We start from the raw sequence: 16057 nt of genomic DNA on the forward strand, positions 1-16057 counted from the left end.
GGTGACCTTGACGCCCAGCAGACGTCCGTCAGCATCGAAAAGTCGAGAACGGTGACAGCCCGGGCGCTGCGTCGGCGAGCATGGTCCGGTGAACAGTCACCTCATTGACATGATCGCCGGCCGCAACGGCGAGCTAGAAGCTCGTCTCGTTCGGAACGGAACGAGCAGAACCCGGAAGTGATCGACTTTTCTGACCTGTTCGGTGACATTGCCTTGGCGTTGTGGCGTGAGCAGCCGTACGCGGCGGTCCAAATGACGTCCGCACTCCTCACGAAGCTTGAAGGCCAGCTCATCGTGCTCGGATCGCTCACCGACCGTGTCTTCGTCAGCCTGCCCGCCGTGATCCCCACCGAGGTCGACGGTGAAGACGCAAGGATTGCCGCGGAGCTGCAAACGCTGACGGAAGAGGCGTTAGGCCGGAAGCCGTAGTGCTGAAGAGACGAGTCTGACGGGGGATAGGCGGGACTCTTGGGGCCCACCGCTTCCGCTGACCTGAGCTCCCGGCACGAGCGACGATACCGTCACCTCAGCTCGGCGACACAAGATCGACAATCGAAGTCCACGCCTGCGGCTTGCCTCACTATGCCGACCTGGACCAGGTTGATCAGCGTGTGGCGGCGGACCGCATCCGGGTTTGGCACCCCGTGTATCTCTAGGTCGCTCTGCACCACGTCGGCCAGGGGCCCGAGCAGTGCCTTCTAACGACGACAATCCTCCTTCCTTTTGCCACAGGTTTGGCATCATGTCGATGCAGACGCCAACTTGGCTGTGTGAATAGTCTCTGGGTGCTTGGTCGGGTGACGCGTTCACCAACTATGCGGGTTCACTCCCGTCGACGTCTCTCAAGAAGATCTAGTGCACTCTCATGGCCGCTATCGTGCTCGGTTCCAGAGCGGCGACGTCGCCGACGCGTCCAGGACGGCTCGCTCGAGTGTCACCGTGGCCGGCCGGTCCGCTGTGATTCCCACCGGATGTGCAGGTCGGCCCATCGCAAGGCGTCTTGGGCCCACATCGCAGCGCGCTTGGGTTGGCCGGCGAGAAGTTGCTCAAGTTGCCCCTGCACGAACGTCGCATCGGCGAGTGCCCTATCCAAGACGGCTTCTCCGAGCCCACTGACCGCTGCCTTACCTCGGTGATACACCGTTAGCCGTCCTCGGATGCCCTGCCCGCGACGCTCACCGGCCATACCCACATACACAAGGGCGCCGTCCTGCCCTGCCGAGCGAGGTAGACGCCGGGCAGACGCGGTGCCGAGACGGCACCCAGCCAGCATGCCGCGGACCGCGGCCACGAACTCCCGCGAGGGCACATCGTCTGCCGCCGAGCGTGCGCGGCGGCAGGCGGACGGCCGTCACGCCGTGTCGCGCCAATCGGGTTAGCTCGGCGCACGCTCGTGCCGAGTTCAGTGCACTCGGTCAACGCCGCGCCGGGTCGAGCTCATACAGCTCGTACGGTCTCGTCGTCCTCGTGGCGCGGCACCGTCCCAGCGCGGACTCTGCTGGCGTGGCTTCCTGACAAGTTATAGACAGTCCATGTCTCGTGAATTCTGCATAATGGATGTCATGGGACCGGTGCAGTTAATGCGTGCTAGCGCCGGCATGCGCCCGAGCGGCACGGGCAGCTTTTCGTATTACGCGAACGCTGACATCGTGGTCGATAACATGGCATACCATAAGTCGGTCGGCGTCTGGGGCCGCCAGACCATGGGCGGCGTCTGGGTGCTTTTCCCGGGGACATACCAGAGAAGTCTGCCCACGAATCGCGAGCAATGGACGGTGCACATCGCCATCGGTCCGATCGACCGGTTCGCCGTCCGGTACGACGCGGCTGGCTCTACTCACTGGGACAATAATGCGGGCAACGACTACTTCCTGGACGCCGCGGCAGCCCAGCAGCAGGACGGCGTCGGCACCGCAGTGATCACCTCACCGGTGCAGGTTCCAGCGTATTCGCAGGTGGCGGGATCGCAGGACGTGACGCTTGTCGTGCAGAACCTCTCTTACGTCAAACAGGTTGGCATCCGCCGCACGACCGACAACTGGCAGACGTACCGGGATATCACCGCGACGTACGTGAAGAGCTACCCGCCGACCGCGACCCCCGCACAGCCATCGGCCGAGTATTGGGAGGCCACCGTTGCGCCGACCGGCGGCGCGCACGGGGAATTCGTGGCGTTCTACCGCGACGGCAACACGACGTACTGGGACAACGACTTCAATCAAAATTTCCATTACTGAGCCGCGGAAAGAAGAGCCGGCGATACGCCCGTGAAGCCCTCGAACGACCCCTGTACTGAACCGCCGATGAATCCCACGCCGCTCGGGCTGTCTATCGATGGCTCCAGCCCGTACGCGGCATCAGCCCAGTCGTACATTCAATGTAACGCCACTTGGTTAAGGGGTCACAATGAGTCGATCAATACGAGTGATCTACAGGCAGAGGAAGGGCAGGTCTCGGATCAACTTCAACTGGCCCCCCATCTCTCGGCTGTCGGCTGTGTTGGTCACGGCTGCAGAATGGGCACCTGGCGTGGACCCTTCGGAGCCACAACCAGGAAGGCCCCATCTGGGCGAAGCCAACATTTATGTAACGAACATCGGCCCCCATGGCGACCCAGGCGGGGAGGCAGGAGGTGTGGAATTTCATCTTCATGTGGACAATAGCGAGCCCCTGAATGTCGTCGTCACAATCACTGCTCTAGGAGACAGCGAGCAACAATTCGTCCAAAACTGAGTGTCATCGGCTTCCCGCCACGCCTTGCCGCCGGCCAACTTCTCTATGGGATCCCGCAAGAGTTACTGACGCGCGGCCGATGCTGATCGCCTACCTTCTGCGCCCTCATCTGGCACCCCTCTGTGTCAAGAGGTGGCGAGGGAGGGTGTTCTAGGCTGGGGTTCGGCGGGTCCGGGAAGTGACTTTTCCGAAGTGTCGATCGTGGGGATTTGGTCGGCCGCGCTGGATTGCAGAGTCGCCCCCGCTTGTCCTCCCGGGCCCGTCGCTGCCGTCTTCGCGTCGGCGACCATGCGCTTGTAGACGATGTCGGACAGGCGTCGTTTCAGCGCGCGCAGCGCTTCCATCGGTGTCTTGCCGGCGGCGAGTTTGCGCCGGTAGTAGGCGCGACCTTCGGTGTCGCGGCGAAGCTGGACGATGGCCATGATGTGCAACGCCCGGTTGATGCGCCGGTTCCCCGCCCTGCGATAGGCGGTGGCGGTTCTGGTCGCCGGACGACGCGTCGATGGGCGCAGTGCCGTTCCAGGACGCGAAATGCGCCCGGCTGGCGAAGCGGTTGATGTCACCGATGTCGCCCAGCAGCCGGGCGGCGCCGGACGGGCCGATGCCGGTGAGCTCCTGCAGACGGCTGCCGGTGGTGTCCGACCAGCTCGGTCAGTTCGGCGTTGGCGATCTTGATCTTCTTGTCGATCACGACGAGTTCGTGGATCAGCTCCGAGGCCAGCCAGCGACGGGTTCTGCCGACGACGTCACGCGGGCGCACGGTGTTGAGCAGAGCGCGGGCCTGGGTCGCGGACAGGAACTTCTTCGCTCCGCCCGGCACCAGCTCGAGCAGCAGGTGATGCAGGCGGCTGACCACTTCGGTGCGGGTCCGGCCGAGCTGATCGCGGCGGTCGACCAGCAGCCGTAACGCCACCGCGGTGTCGTCCACGACGACCTGGCGCAGGCCGGTGGTGCGCAGGGCGACCACTGCGACGCTGCGGGCGTCAACCGGGTCGGTCTTGCGGCCTTGGCCGGTAGCGAACACCCGGGCCCGGGCGGACAGTTTCGCGGGCACGTCAAGAACGGTTTCGCCGTCGGCGGCCAGGCGCTGGGCGACGTGCCGGCCGATGCAGCTGCAGCCCTCGACGGCCCAGATACGGTCGGTGTGCTTACGGCCGGCGGCCAGCATGGCCTTGTAGCCGTCGCGGTCGGTGCCGAACCGGCCCTGCCCCACGCCCTGTTCCCGGTCGTTGATGATCTCAATGGTCGCGGAACGCTTGTGGGGATCCACGCCGATGATGACCTGAGCCATCCTGACTCCTGTTCCTCGCTGCGACAGTGGTTGTCGGCGAGGAGGGCATCGCTACTTTGAGCTGGGCATACCCCTCTGGAGCCTCTCCGCGCCGCGGTGACCGGCAGGGCGCACGCCAAATGAGAGCCACACCAACGGGTGGGCAGCCGAAAAGAGAGCGACTCCGCCGGTCACCTCGACCATGCCTGGCCAGGCAGCGGTCGTGCCACCAGTCAACAAGTAGCCGAAAGTAGTGCGCCCAATCTTCGATGGAATCGACGCCGACTGGGGGCGACGAGCTCGGTCAACTCGGACGAGACCTTGCCGCCGTCAATGGAATCGTTGTGGTTCGGAGCGGTTCGTTTGGCCAACCTGCAGGCTTTGAAGACGGCCTACGGGTGTCTGTCGGTGGTGATGGGTGCGGTGATTATCGTGGGCGGCAAGAGTGATCGTGCCCAGCTCGTCGAGTGAAGACCTCGGTGGCCGCCCTCGGCCGCTCCGAACCGGAGATTACGCCCGAGGTCCGTAGGTCAGGCGGCGCAGGGCGAGCTCGGCGGGACCGGCCTGCTGGCCCTTGTCGAGCAGGCGGGCGATCAGCACGGTCACCAGCCAGACGGCCACCGCGATGATCAGACCGCCCGACGTCGGGCTGCCGAAACGGTCGCCGAGGGCGAGCGTGAAGGGCGCCAGCAGAACAAGCCACGCCACTGACTGGAAGAGGTATCCGGACAGGGAGCGCTGACCCAGCGCCGCGAGGGCGGTGATTATTGGGCCGGGCCGGGTGACCCACATGGCGATCAGGCCGAAGACGGCGACGTAACCCGGGCCGGCGAACATGCCGCTGGCGCCGTGGAGCATCAGGGTCAGACTGGCGACCGACTCGTCGACGTGCAACCATCCCGCGCTGACCAAGGCGGCCGGAAGACCTCCGATGACGGCGGTTCCGAGTCCGGCGACGGCGGTCCAGCCGAGTAGTTTTCGGTGGCGGGCCGGCTCTTCGAGGACACGGCGGCGGGCGGCCCACATGCCTAGCCAGGCGATGATGATGAAGGGCAGGACGGTCAGGGTGTGCATCGGCCACTCGCCGAGGCGATCTTGCAGGGACGCGAGGTACCCGGGCGCGTCGAGGGAGTCAACGTGGTCTGAGGGGAGCGGGGCCGCTCCGCTCGAACCACGGATGCCGCTCACCACGATGGCGCCGAGGGCCAGGATCTCGACGGCGGCCAGTGCCCAGAGCACCAGCACGATCCGGTGGAACTTGTCGCCGCGGCGCAGCAGGACCAGGGTCATGACGATCCCGACGATTCCGTACGCGCCGAGGAAGTCGCCGTAGTACAGCAGCGCGGCGTGCGCGAACCCGAAGACGACGAGCCAGAGGTTGCGGCGCAACAGCACCGAACGGACCTGCTTCGGGGTGGCGCCGGAGGCGTTCTGACGACGGGCGAGCTGGACGAGTCCGTACCCGAACATCACGGCGAAGACCGGGTACCCGCGGGCGTGGACGAGTTCGAAGAGCAGGAAGTTGAGGCCGCGGTCGGCGCCTTGCGGCGTGGTGTCGAGGCCGGGCTCGCCGGCGAAGACGACTCCGGCGACGTTGGCCAGGGCGATGATCAGCAGCATCGCTCCCCGGGCCAGGTCCGGCGCGAGGGCACGTTCGGCGCGCCGTACCGGCCCTCTGGTGGTTCGCGGTTCGGTTTTGATGCTCATGCCCGTCCTTCTCCCCGAGATCCCGAATTAGTATGTGAGAGAAAGTATCACGCATATATTAATGTGATCTGACATGATGGGCATGATCTTTCGGACGTGACGAGGAGCCATGACCAGCGAGGACTATGTGCCGGCGACGTTGCGCCGGCTGTGGGGGATGTCGGAGTCCTCACGTCTCGGACGGCCCGCGGCGCTCAACGTCAACCTGGTCGTCGGGGCGGCGGTGGCCATCGCCGACCGTGACGGGCTCGGCGGCGTGACGATTCCCAAGGTCGCCCAGAGTCTCGGCGTCACCGGGATGTCGCTCTACCGGTACGTCGGATCCAAGGACGAGTTGCTGACGTTGATGGCCGACGCCGCCCTGGGCGTACCACCGGAGATGGACACCGGCGGCTGGCGCGCCGGGCTGTGTGCCTGGGCCCTGGCGCAACGCGCGGTGTTCCAGCGCCGGCCGTGGCTGACGCGCGTGCCAGTGTCCGGGCCGCCGTCCGGACCGAACCAGATCGCCTGGATGGAGGCCGCGCTGATGATCATGTCGCGCACCCGTCTCGACTGGGCGCACAAAGTAGGCATCCTCTCGCTGATCAGCGGCTACGTGGTCCAGTCGGTACGGCAGTACGACGAACTCGCCCAGGGCCGACCCGACGGCCAGGGACAGGCCGACGCCGAGCGTGACTACGGCCGTGCGCTCGTACAACTCGTCACGCCCGAGCGTTTCCCCGAGACTGCCCGCCTGTTCTCCTCGACGCTGTTCGAGGCCCCGCCGTCGGACACCACGGACTCGGCGGTGGCCGACGCGGACTTCGCGCTCGGGTTGGAGTTGATCCTCGACGGGGTCGCCGTCCGGATCGAGCACTCCGGCATCTGAGGCTATTAGTCCACATGGGCCAAGGCCGCCGAGGCCTCGGCCTTGGTGGCGAAGCCGGTGCGGCGCATGGTTCTGCGCCTGTCCAGGCTCGGCAGGTCGACAGCGAAGGCCCAGGTGCCATGCCGGGCGTTGGACAGCTTCGGGCAGCGGGCGCCGAGTTGCCGGCCGTCGCTGTTGCGGCAGGCGCAGCAGCGGTAGACCCGGCCCGGTGCGGATTCGGCCTCATGACGTCCTCCTCGGTAGAGGTGAGCTTGTGTCACCTCTACCGGTGCCGTTCGGCTGCGACAACATCGCGACAACCCCGCGTGTCACCCCTGCGTGTGACCCCCGGACTTGTGCCCACGGTCAAGGGATACAGCGGGTCTCGGGTGCGCGGCTGCCCGGCAAGGAAGTGAGAGCGGGGTCCGCGACGGTGTTCATGCCCAGCAGCGGTCGCGGTCGGTCGTCTTGCACAGGCCGGACGTCACGCTCGCGGCCAGCCCCTGCCTCGCGGCCACAAGTGGTTCGCGACAACCAAGCTGTCACAACCGTCGTGGCTGCCCGGTCTTGCAGATGAGCGGAGGTTCCGCATGCATGTCTCAGGGAGGTGTTCGATGCCGAACGATAAGTCGTCAACCGCCGGGCACAAGCCGCGATCAGATGCGTGGCAGTCGGCGGTCACTGTGGTGCAGGAGGCCGTGCCCCCGTCAATTCCGCCGGGTGCGCAGGCGATGACGATCGTCGTCGAGTTCCCGCCGGGCGACCCGGGATCACCACCGCATCGGCACCCCGGACCGGCCTTCGGCTTGGTGCTGGAGGGCGAGATGATCTTCGAGCTCGAGGGCGAGCCCGCCCGAGTGGTCCGGGCCGGTGAAGCGTTCTGGGAGCCCGGCGGCGACGTCATCCACTATCAGGACGGCAACAACCGCGACGACATCCCGGTGCGGTACACCGTCACCATGCTGTGCGAGCCAGGCCGGCCGATGCTCGTGATCGTGGACGACGACGAGCTCGCCCGGCGGCAGGACCGCCGAGCCCCGTACACCCGCTGACCCATCCCTGATTACGTCAGAAAGGCTGCGAAATCATGAAGATCGCTGTCATCGGCGGGACCGGGCTCATCGGTTCGCAGGTCGTGCAGATCCTGAACGCGAGCGGGCACGAGGCGGTGCCGAGCTCGCCGGCCAGCGGGCTGGACCTGCTCACCGGCGCAGGCCTGCCCGAGGCCCTTGCCGGGGCCGACGTCGTGGTGAACCTGTCGAACTCGCCGACGTTCGACGAGGCCTCGACCGACTTCTTCCGGACCACCATGACCAACCTGCTGTCGGCGGCCCAGGACGCGGGGGTCGGCCACGCGGTCATCCTGTCGATCGTGGGGGTCGACCTGGTACCGGACCTGGTCTACTACCGGGCCAAGGTGCTGCAGGAGGACATTCTCAAGGCCGGCCCGATCCCGTACTCGATCGTGCGCTCGACGCAGTTCTTCGAGTTCATGACCTCGGTGCTGTCGTGGACCTCGGACGACACCACCGTCCGGCTGCCGCACACCCTGGTCCAGCCGATCGCGTCGGCAGACATCGCTCAAGCGGTGGCCGACGTGAGCGCGGGCAGCCCGCTGCGGGGCACCTGCGACATCGCCGGGCCGGAGGTCTTCGCTCTCGACGAGCTGGGGAAGATCACACTCGCCGCGCACGGTGACCACCGTACGGTCGTCACCGACGACAGCGCCGGCATGTTCGCCGCGGTGAAGGGTGGCGCGCTGATCGCCAAGGCCGGTGCCGTCATCGCCAAGACCACCTACCGGGAGTGGCTTGCGGCCGCCAAGGAATCATGATGGCGGACTTCTCGCGTCGGCTGGTCACCACGGATGTGCTCGAGGTGGGCTACCACGAGGCAGGCCCGGCCGACGGGTCGCCGGTAGTTCTACTGCACGGATTCCCGTACGACGTCCACAGTTATGCGGAGGTGGCGCCGCTGCTGGCCGAATCCGGGTACCGGGTCATCGTCCCGTACCTGCGCGGGCACGGTCCGACCTCGTTCCGGCGTCCGGACACCGCCCGTTCCGGTCAGCAGGCCGCCCTCGGCGCCGACGTCATCGCGCTGATGGACGCCCTCGCGATCCCGCGGGCAATCCTGGCCGGCTACGACTGGGGCGGCCGCGCAGCTTGCGTCGCGGCCGCCCTTCGACCCGACCGGGTCGCCGGGCTCGTCTCGGTCAACGGCTACCTCATCCAAGACATCAGCGCCGCGATGCAGCCGCTGCGGCCGGACCTGGAAGCGGGTTTCTGGTATTTCTTCTACTTCCTCACCGACCGAGGACGCGCCGGCCTGACGGCGAACCGGCGCGCGATCGCCGAGGTGATCTGGCGCCGCAACTCACCCAAGTGGGCCTTCACCGACGCTGACCTAGACCGCGCGGCCGCAGCGTTCGACAACCCGGACTACGTCGACGTCGTCCTGCATTCCTACCGGCACCGGCTCGGGCAGGCGGCCGGAGCACCCGAATACGACCAGGCCGAGGCGGCCCTGGCCCGCCGGCCGGCGATCACCGTCCCCACGGTCACCCTCGACGGCACCGCCGACGGCAACTTCCCCGCCACCGACGGGCAGGCGGGCGCGGCCCACTTCACCGGTCCGCGCGTGCATCGGCAGATCTTCGATGCCGGGCACAACCTGCCGCAGGAGGCGCCCGCAGCGTTCGCCGACGCCGTCCGGGAGGTGTCCGAACTCAGGGCCAGGGAGGAACAAGATGCTCACGTACGGCAGTAGACAGGGCCGGTGGGTGCTGGCCGCGACGGTCGGCGGTTCGGCGATCGCGTCCATCGACGCGACCGTGGTCGGTATCGCGTTGCCGGCCATCGGCCGCGACCTCGGCGCCGGGCTGTCGGCGCTGCAGTGGGTCGTCACCGCGTACACCCTGACGCTGGCCGGCTTGCTGCTGGTGGCTGGGGCTCTGGGGGACCGGTACGGGCGGCAGCGTGTCTTCACCATCGGCGTGCTCTGGTTCGCCGGCGCCTCGCTGCTGTGCTGCGTGGCCCCGAACTCGTCGGCGCTGATCGGCGCCCGAGCATTGCAAGGGGTCGGGGCGGCCCTGCTGACCCCGGGCAGCCTTGCCATCCTGGAGGCCGTGTTCGTGCCCGCCGACCGGGGCAAGGCGATCGGTGCCTGGTCCGGCCTGAGCGGAGTAGCCGGCGCGGTCGGGCCGTTCCTCGGCGGATGGCTCGTCCAGGCGGTGTCCTGGCGTCTCATCTTCGCGATCAATCTGCCGATCGCCCTGGCTGTGGTCCTCGTCGCTCGGCGGCATATCCCCGAATCGCGGGATGCGAGCGCAACCGGCCGGGTCGACCTGCTCGGCGGCGCCCTCGTCACGCTGGGCCTCGTCGGGCTCACCTACGGGCTCATTCAAGGCTCGGCCGCCGGCTGGGACGGTGCCGCGACACTCGTAGCGCTGATCCTGGGCGGCGCTCTGCTGATCGGCTTCACCGCCTGGGAGCGGCGCGCCCGCACGCCGATCCTGCCGCTGCACCTGTTCACCTCGACGCAGTTCAGCGCGACGAACCTGGTGACCTTCGTCGTCTACGGCGCGCTGGGCGGCGCCTTGTTCCTGCTGCCGTTGGAGCTGCAGCAGGTGTCCGCCTACTCACCGCTGGCGGCCGGCGTCTCGCTGCTGCCGATCACGGCGCTTATGCTTCTGCTGTCCGCCCGCTCCGGTGCACTCGCGGCTCGAATCGGTCCGCGGCTGCAGATGAGCGCCGGGCCGGTGCTCGTCGGGCTCGGCCTGGGCCTGTTCGTGCGGATTGGGCCGACCGGCGACTACCTCACCCAGGTGCTGCCGGCGATCACCGTGCTCGGGCTCGGCCTGGCCGTGACGGTGGCGCCGCTGACCGCCACCGTGCTGGCGGCGGTGCCGCCGCAGCACGCCGGGGTCGCCTCGGCCGTCAACAACGACGTGGCCCGGGCGGCCGCCCTCATCGCCGTCGCCGTCCTCCCGACCGCGGCCGGCATAACCGGCGCCGCCTACCAGAACCCCGGCCAGTTACTGACCGGGTTCCATTCCGCCGCCGTCATCTGCGCCGGGCTGTGCGTCCTCGCCGGTGCGCTGGCCGCGGCCACCGTCCGCAACGGCCGCCGGCCACCGGCGAAGCCGACGGAACGCACCGTCGCGAGTTCGCTTGTTCACTAGCTAAACCGTCTGGTCGTTCGCGGACGACCACAAAGGAAAGGGAGAGCGATGCGTATCGCGGTGGCCGGAGGCACCGGCCAAGCCGGTCGAATGGTCGTTGAACAGGCACGTGCCGCCGGCCATGACGTGGTGGTGATCGCCCGGTCGGCAGGGGTGGATCTGAGCACCGGAGCAGGCCTGGACGCCGCTCTCGAGAGCGTGCATACCGTGATCGACGTGTCGAACATCCAGACGATCAGCAAGACCGCGTCGGTCCGGTTCTTCGAGACGACTACGCAGAATCTGCTCGCGGCGGAACAGCGGTGCGGGGTCAGCCACCACGTGCTGCTGTCGATCGTCGGAATCGACCAGGTGAACTGGGGCTACTACCAGGGAAAGCGCCGGCAGGAGGAACTGGTGCTCGCCGGCCCGGTGCCGGCGACCGTCCTGCGGTCCACCCAGTTCTTCGAGTTCACCATTCAATCGCTCACTGCCTTCCCCGGGCCGCTGGCCGTGGTCCCGTGGATGCGGGCCCAGCCGGTGGCGGCGGCCGAGGCGGCCACCGAGCTGGTGCGACTGGCCGAAGGGCCCGCGTCGGGGCGCGTTCCGGAGCTGGCGGGCCCCGAGGTGTTGGTGATGTCGTCGGCCGTTCGCCAGGTGGCCAAATTCCGTGGCCCGCACAAGGTGGTAGTGAGCGTGCCGTGGCCGTCCGCCGCGGGCCGGCCGATGGCTAACCGCGGCCTCCTTCCGGCGGCACCGGGCCCACGGGGCACCCTGCGGTTCGCGCAGTGGCTTTCCGAAACGGCGCAACGACCTGCGCCTCAGCGATAGCTCCCCGCCGGGGCCGGGCTGCCGATTACGTTCAGAAGCCGCAGCTTTTCCTGGCTCTCGCTGCCCGGCTCGGCGGTGTAGACGACCAGTTGCTGGGACAGGTCCGGGTCGATAAGCCGCTGGCAATTCAGCTCGAGCAGACCCACCTCCGGGTGCACGAGCCGTACTGGACCGCAATAGCGTCCCGCGACCGGGTGCTGCCGCCAGAGCTCGGCAAACTGCGCGCTCTGGCCGAGCAGGGCGTCCACGAGATCCCCGGCCCGGGAGGCCGCGCCGTCGCGGACGTACGACTCGTGCAGGTCCGCGACGATCAGCCGAGTCTGCTCCGCCCGATCCGGCTCGGGGTAGATCAGCCGGGTCTCCGGGCTGGTGAACCAGCGGTAGTGCAGACTCCGGGCCGGCCCCGTGTAGTTCGTCTCGTCGCCGAACAGCGTGACGGCCAGTGGGGTCTGCAGCAGCGCCTCGCCGAGCGGGCTCATCACCCGTGCAGGCGCCTCCCGCAGACCATCGAAGATCCGCATCATGCCCGGGTTGACATGGTCGTCCGAGGTGCGGCGGGGTGTGGTGTACCCGGCCAGCCAGAACAGATGGTCGCGGTCCTCCATGGACAGGCGCAGCCCGCGGGCCAGCGCGCCGAGGATCTGCTCCGACGGGTGCGGGCCGCGCGGCTGCTCGAGACGGCTGTAGTAGTCGATCGACATGTCGGACAGGACTGCGACCTCTTCGCGGCGCAGGCCGCGCGTGCGCCGGCGCCGCCCGCGTGGGAGACCGACGTCCTCCGGTTGCAGAGCCTCCCTGCGCGTACGCAGGTACTCGGCCAGCCCGGCGCGGTTCATCTCCGTGTCGCCGCGAACTCGACGCCGCCCAGGCGCACCGAGACGTCCCAGAGCCGGACGGCGGCTGCCTCGTCGCGTGCCGGGCGGTAGATTGCCAGCTCGGCCGGTCCGCCGGTGAACTGGCCGAACCCGTCCGGGCCGTAGAGGCGGCCGCCGTGGGCGTCTGGGCTCGTCGCCGCGTAGAGAGCCGGCAGCAAACCCCGGTCGACGCCCTGCACCAACACACCCCACCGGGCCAGACGGCGCATGACGGCCTCGATCGGCGACGGCTTCTCCCGGCCCAGGTTGGGCCCGGCACCGTACAGGCCGGTCAGGGTCGTGCCCGGGTGAGCGGCATTGCTGACGATGCCCCAGCCCTGGGCGCGGGAGCGCCGATCGAGATCGAGGGCGAACATCAGGTTCGCCAGCTTCGACTGGTTGTACGCGCGGACCGGCGCGTACGCCTGCTCGCTTTGCAGGTCCGTCCAGTTCAGCCGGCCGTGCCGGGCTGCGCTGCTGGTCATGGTGGTCACCCGGGCGCGGCCCGCGCTCAGCATTGGCAGCAGCCGGGCGGTCAGCGCGACGTGGCCGATGTGGTTGGTTCCGAACTGCAGTTCGAGGCCGTCCTCGGTGGTGTGCCTCGTCGCGGGCGTCATCAACCCAGCGTTGTTGATCAGCAGGTGGATCGGCCGGTTCTCGGCGTTCAAGGTGTCTGCGAGCGACTCGATGGACTTCAGCGACGCCAGGTCCAGTTCGCGCAGCGACACGTCGGCGGCCGGTACCCCGGCGCGGATGCGACCCAGCGCGGCCTGTCCCTTGGCGTGGTCGCGGACCGGCAGGACGACCTCGGCGCCGGCCGCGGCCAGGCGGGCTGCCAGGCCCAGTCCGAGGCCGCTGGTCGCGCCGGTGACAACGGCGCGTCTTCCGGTCAGGTCGGGTGTGTTCGGCATGGTTACCTTCTTCATGATTCGACGGTGACCCCGATCGCGGCCGGTAGCCATGTATTGCCGGTACAAGGCTCAACGGTGGTGCCAGCCCCGGAGCTTGGCGGGATTCAGGACGACCCAAAGGGCCGTGGCTTGGTCGTGGTCGCAGGTCACGGCGATCACGGCGAGAGCCCGCCCGGTTCGGCGCAGCACCAGGCCCGCGCGCCCGTTGACGCTCTCGACCGTGAGGTCGTTGCCGGGCAGCAGCGCATGCACCAGCCAGGCCACCTCGGCGGCTCCGCGCAGCGGAAGGACCGGAGCGGGTACGTGGCCGCCGCTGTCGCATACCGCGACGGCTTCCGGGCCGAGGACGGCCTCGATCGCTTCGACGTCGCCCGTGCGGCAGGCCGCGGCGAGCCGGGGTACGACGTCGTCAGGAACGTAGGACATCGCCCGCCGGGTTGGCACCGGCCAGGAACGCCTCGCGGGGGTGCTGCACCGAGGCCAGCGAGACGATGTCCCGGCCGAACGGCACAGCGGTCGCCCAAACCGCGAGCACCCGGAACCTCCGCTCCCAGGTCGGCACCGCGAGCACGTGGTAGCCGCGGTGCATCAGCCAGGCCGGGAACCCCTTGATGACCAGGCGGTGGAACTGGAAGATGCCGCGGCCGAGGCCGAGCGTGGCGACTACACCGAGGCTGTGGTGCACGTACGGCCTGGGCTCCCGCCCGCGCAGCGTGGCGATCACGTTGCGGGCCAGCAGTTTGCCCTGGCGTACCGCGTGCTGGGCGTTGGGCACCGTCGAGACGCCGGGCCGTTGCGCGGCGAGGTCCGGGATGGCGGCGTCGTCGCCGGCGCCCCACGCGTCCGGCACCGGAGCCGCCTCCGTGCCGACCCGCAGGTCGGGCCGGACCACCAGCATCCCGTTGCGGTCGATGGGCAGGTCGGTGTGGTTGTGCACCATCGGGTTCGCCGCATTGCCGACCGTCCAGACGATCAGCTCGGAGGCGAATTCGTCGCCGGTCGACAGCACCACATGGCCGTCGACCGCGGAGAGCAGCTGGCTGTTGAGGTGCACACGGCCGCCGCGCTTCTCCAGCGAGCGCACCACCCAATCGCCGGGCTTGCCGGTCACCTCGGGCAGGATCCGGCCACGAGCCTCGACCAGATGGAAACGCAGCTCGTCCGGGCTCAACTCGGGGTAGCGTCGCACCAAAGCCCGGGCCAGCCCGAGCAGCTCACCGAAGCCCTCGACGCCGGAGAAGCCGCCGCCGACGAAGGTGACCGTGAGCAGCTTTCGGCGCTCCGGGCCGGGCGCGAGCCCGGCGGCCTGGTCGAACGCGGTCAGCAGCCGGTCGCGGATGGCGACCGCCTCCTCGACGTGCTTCATGCCGATCGCGTGCTCGGCCACCCCGGGGACCGCGAGCGTACGAGTCACCGCCCCGGCCGTCACGACGATGATGTCGTAGGGGAGCGGATACTCCTCGCCCCGAGCCGGACGCACGGTGACCACCTTGTGCGCGTGGTCGATCTTGGTCACCCGCCCGGCGATGATCTCTGTTTCCGTGAGGTGCCGGCGCAGCGAGACGGCGGCGTGCCGCGCCTCGACCGAACCGGCCACCACCTCGGGCAGGAAGGGCTGATACGTCATGTACGGCCGCGGGTCGACGACGATCACCCGCGCCTCATCCCGGCGCAGCTTCTTCTGCAGTTTCCAGGCCGTGTAAAAGCCGGCGTACCCGCCGCCGACGATCAGGATCGTCCGCACCTCGGTCCCCTGTCTCTCGCTGTCACGAGTACAGACCGGGTAGGCGGCTACTTTGTGACAGCGACGGCGGCGGTGAGTTTGTCGGGGTTCATCATCCACAGCACCTGCTCGATGCCATCCTCGGAGGCGTCGATGGCGACCACGCCGAGCGGCGTGTCACCGCGCCGCAGCACGACGGCGGGCCGCCCGTTGGTGGTCACCCATCGCACATCCACGCCATCCCAGTACCAGCTCGAGAACGCCGCGATGAACTTCGCCACCCGAGAAGCGCCGGCCACCACCTTGCGGGCGATGTGCTTGGCGCCGTTGCCGTCGGACACGCTCGCGACGTCGGCCGCGAACAGCTTCTCCAGCGCCTCGAGATCGCCGGAGCGGGCGGCCTCGAGGAACGTCGCCAGCAGCTGGCGCTGGGCGGTCTCGGGCACCGGGATCTTCCGCTCGTCGGCCACGTGCTTCCGGGCCCGGCTGACCAACTGGCGTACGGCCGGCTCGGTGGACTGCAGAATGTCGGCGATCTGCGCATACGGGTAGTCGAACGCCTCCCGCAACACGTACGCCGCCCGTTCCTGCGCGGTGAGTCTCTCCATCAGCATGAGGACGGCGAGTTCCAGGGCCTCCCCACGCTCGGCACCCAGGAACGGGTCCGCGCTGGTGTCGACGGGCTCCGGCAGCCACGGCCCGATGTAGGTCTCACGGCGGGCCCGCGCCGACTGCAGCTCGTTGATGGCGAGCCGGGTCGTCGTCGTGGCCAGGAACGCACCCGGATTGTTCACCACGCTGCGGTCGGTGCCCTGCCAGCGCAACCAGACGTCCTGCACCAGATCCTCGGCCTCACTGGCGCTGCCGAGCATGCGGTACGCGATCCCGAACAGGCGCGGCCGCACGCCCGTGAAGATCGACGCCGCCTCGTCGAGATCCCCCACCACTTGTCCCCCCAAGGTCCGCCGCGACACCACGTTAGCCCGCTGTCACAATTCCCGACCCTGCCCGGTCCTCGC

The 16057-nt window shown here is 68.4% G+C and carries 17 protein-coding genes and 1 pseudogene; 8 read left to right on the forward strand and 10 right to left on the reverse strand.

What is annotated here, in order from left to right:
* Positions 1-177 precede the first annotated feature (177 nt).
* Both ACQP2Y_RS12720 and ACQP2Y_RS12725 read left to right on the forward strand, forming a co-directional pair.
* The gene (locus tag ACQP2Y_RS12720) at positions 178-429 is read left to right on the forward strand and encodes a hypothetical protein (RefSeq protein ID WP_433727556.1); all 252 of its coding nucleotides are present in this window, start codon (positions 178-180) and stop codon (positions 427-429) included.
* Between the two features lie 1133 nt (positions 430-1562).
* Positions 1563-2237 carry a hypothetical protein gene (locus tag ACQP2Y_RS12725; RefSeq protein WP_433727558.1) on the forward strand — a complete coding sequence of 225 codons (675 nt, stop codon included), beginning with the start codon at positions 1563-1565 and terminating at the stop codon, positions 2235-2237.
* Positions 2238-2858: 621 nt separating this feature from the next.
* Here ACQP2Y_RS12725 and ACQP2Y_RS12730 read toward each other — a convergent pair.
* From ACQP2Y_RS12730 to ACQP2Y_RS12745, 4 genes and pseudogenes are all read right to left on the reverse strand, one after another.
* Positions 2859-3155 carry a hypothetical protein gene (locus ACQP2Y_RS12730; RefSeq protein ID WP_433727560.1) on the reverse strand — a complete coding sequence of 99 codons (297 nt, stop codon included), beginning with the start codon at positions 3153-3155 and terminating at the stop codon, positions 2859-2861.
* Between the two features lie 82 nt (positions 3156-3237).
* A pseudogene (locus ACQP2Y_RS12735) lies at positions 3238-3336 on the reverse strand (transposase); the annotation flags it as partial.
* Positions 3293-4024, reverse strand: coding sequence for an IS110 family transposase (locus tag ACQP2Y_RS12740; protein WP_433727562.1), 732 nt, complete (start codon positions 4022-4024; stop codon positions 3293-3295). The pseudogene ACQP2Y_RS12735 and the gene ACQP2Y_RS12740, both read right to left, overlap by 44 nt.
* A 489-nt stretch (positions 4025-4513) precedes the next feature.
* Positions 4514-5710, reverse strand: a complete 1197-nt coding sequence (locus ACQP2Y_RS12745) for a DUF418 domain-containing protein (RefSeq protein WP_433727564.1) — start codon at positions 5708-5710, stop codon at positions 4514-4516.
* 109 nt (positions 5711-5819) lie between these two features.
* On the opposite strand from ACQP2Y_RS12745, the gene ACQP2Y_RS12750 reads away from it, so the two are divergent.
* Positions 5820-6578 (forward strand): TetR/AcrR family transcriptional regulator, encoded by a 759-nt coding sequence (locus ACQP2Y_RS12750; protein WP_433727566.1) that lies wholly within the window; start codon positions 5820-5822, stop codon positions 6576-6578.
* A 5-nt stretch (positions 6579-6583) separates the two neighbouring features.
* Here ACQP2Y_RS12750 and ACQP2Y_RS12755 read toward each other — a convergent pair whose 3' ends face one another.
* Positions 6584-6838 (reverse strand): hypothetical protein, encoded by a 255-nt coding sequence (locus ACQP2Y_RS12755; RefSeq protein WP_433727568.1) that lies wholly within the window; start codon positions 6836-6838, stop codon positions 6584-6586.
* Between the two features lie 450 nt (positions 6839-7288).
* Between ACQP2Y_RS12755 and ACQP2Y_RS12760 the strand changes: the two genes are divergently transcribed.
* From ACQP2Y_RS12760 to ACQP2Y_RS12780, 5 genes are read left to right on the forward strand one after another with little or no spacing between them, the layout of a single operon-like run.
* On the forward strand, positions 7289-7609 hold the full coding sequence (locus tag ACQP2Y_RS12760) for a cupin domain-containing protein (RefSeq protein ID WP_433727570.1): 321 nt from the start codon (positions 7289-7291) through the stop codon (positions 7607-7609).
* A 35-nt stretch (positions 7610-7644) separates the two neighbouring features.
* Positions 7645-8391: an SDR family oxidoreductase gene (locus ACQP2Y_RS12765; RefSeq protein WP_433727573.1), complete on the forward strand. Its 747-nt coding sequence runs from the start codon at positions 7645-7647 to the stop codon at positions 8389-8391.
* Positions 8391-9326: an alpha/beta fold hydrolase gene (locus tag ACQP2Y_RS12770; RefSeq protein ID WP_433727576.1), complete on the forward strand. Its 936-nt coding sequence runs from the start codon at positions 8391-8393 to the stop codon at positions 9324-9326. The genes ACQP2Y_RS12765 and ACQP2Y_RS12770 overlap by 1 nt, the downstream gene beginning before the upstream one ends.
* Positions 9307-10740, forward strand: a complete 1434-nt coding sequence (locus tag ACQP2Y_RS12775; RefSeq protein ID WP_433727578.1) for a DHA2 family efflux MFS transporter permease subunit — start codon at positions 9307-9309, stop codon at positions 10738-10740. The genes ACQP2Y_RS12770 and ACQP2Y_RS12775 overlap by 20 nt, the downstream gene beginning before the upstream one ends.
* Before the next feature lie 48 nt (positions 10741-10788).
* Positions 10789-11550, forward strand: a complete 762-nt coding sequence (locus tag ACQP2Y_RS12780; RefSeq protein WP_433727580.1) for an SDR family oxidoreductase — start codon at positions 10789-10791, stop codon at positions 11548-11550.
* Here the strand turns inward: ACQP2Y_RS12780 and ACQP2Y_RS12785 are convergent.
* From ACQP2Y_RS12785 to ACQP2Y_RS12805, 5 genes are all read right to left on the reverse strand, one after another.
* The gene (locus ACQP2Y_RS12785; protein WP_433727582.1) at positions 11541-12386 is read right to left on the reverse strand and encodes a helix-turn-helix transcriptional regulator; all 846 of its coding nucleotides are present in this window, start codon (positions 12384-12386) and stop codon (positions 11541-11543) included. The two genes, ACQP2Y_RS12780 and ACQP2Y_RS12785, sit on opposite strands and share 10 nt — an antisense overlap.
* Positions 12383-13315 carry an SDR family oxidoreductase gene (locus ACQP2Y_RS12790; RefSeq protein WP_433727584.1) on the reverse strand — a complete coding sequence of 311 codons (933 nt, stop codon included), beginning with the start codon at positions 13313-13315 and terminating at the stop codon, positions 12383-12385. Before ACQP2Y_RS12790 ends, ACQP2Y_RS12785 begins: the two co-directional genes overlap by 4 nt.
* Before the next feature lie 69 nt (positions 13316-13384).
* A complete protein-coding gene (locus ACQP2Y_RS12795; RefSeq protein WP_433727586.1) occupies positions 13385-13741 on the reverse strand; it encodes a siderophore-interacting protein in 357 nt (118 codons plus the stop codon).
* Entirely contained in the window at positions 13725-15059 is a 1335-nt protein-coding gene (locus tag ACQP2Y_RS12800) for an NAD(P)/FAD-dependent oxidoreductase (RefSeq protein WP_433727588.1), read from the reverse strand. Before ACQP2Y_RS12800 ends, ACQP2Y_RS12795 begins: the two co-directional genes overlap by 17 nt.
* 47 nt (positions 15060-15106) lie before the next feature.
* A complete protein-coding gene (locus tag ACQP2Y_RS12805) occupies positions 15107-15982 on the reverse strand; it encodes an RNA polymerase sigma-70 factor (RefSeq protein WP_433727591.1) in 876 nt (291 codons plus the stop codon).
* Positions 15983-16057: the final 75 nt, after the last annotated feature.

Source organism: Actinoplanes sp. CA-051413 (genome assembly GCF_050955795.1).
Taxonomy (GTDB): Bacteria; Actinomycetota; Actinomycetes; order Mycobacteriales; family Micromonosporaceae; genus Actinoplanes.